The organism is Staphylococcus croceilyticus, from assembly GCF_002902575.1.
Classification (GTDB): Bacteria; Bacillota; Bacilli; order Staphylococcales; family Staphylococcaceae; genus Staphylococcus; species Staphylococcus croceilyticus.
In genome coordinates this window covers 1-761 of sequence record NZ_PPRD01000095.1, presented here as the reverse complement: position 1 = coordinate 761, position 761 = coordinate 1, and the positions used below count along the sequence as shown (strand labels likewise).

At 28.6% G+C, this 761-nt stretch carries 1 protein-coding gene; it reads left to right on the top strand.

All coding sequences use genetic code 11. The annotated features are described in order from the left end of the window. The coding region (locus CD128_RS10420) for a transposase (RefSeq protein WP_231917306.1) at window positions 1–761 on the top strand (761 nt) is incomplete at both ends.

Below are 761 nucleotides of genomic sequence, written 5' to 3'. Positions count from 1 at the left end.
GATGTGGCTATCACAAAATCAAAAGCCTTCTTATAAAACGATTAATCGATTTAGAGTAAATCCAAAAGTAGATGCTTTATTAGAATCACTATTTATTCAATTTCATAGTCAATGTTTGAAACAAAATCTTATAGATGAACAGGCTATTTTTATTGATGGTACGAAAGTTGAGGCGAATGCCAATCGATATACATTTGTATGGAAAAAGAGTATTCAAAACCATGAGTCAAGGATGAATGATGATTCTAAAGCTCTCTATCATGAATTGGTAACAAATAAAATCATACCTGAGATTAAAAAAGATTGCGATAATGACTTAACAAAAGAAGAAATAGATTTAATTGGTAGTCATTTAGATAAAGAAATCGAAGATTTAAACCAACATATCGATAATGAAAAATATACTAAAATAAGAAAACAAATACGACTCAAAAGAACTAAAATTAAAAAATACAAAAAGCAAATTAATGATTACTCAGAGCGTAAGCAAAGATACGAAATCCAAAAATCTATTTTAAAGGATAGAAATAGTTATTCTAAAACAGACCATGATGCCACATTTATGAGAATGAAAGAAGATCATATGAAAAATGGACAACTCAAGCCTGGTTATAATTTACAAATAGCGACAAATTCTCAATTTATTTTATCGTATAATGTGTATCAAAATCCAACTGATACAAGAACGATGATACCATTTTTAAATTCAATTCAAGAGACCTACGGTCAATTACCTGAATACATTGTAGCTGACGCAGGTT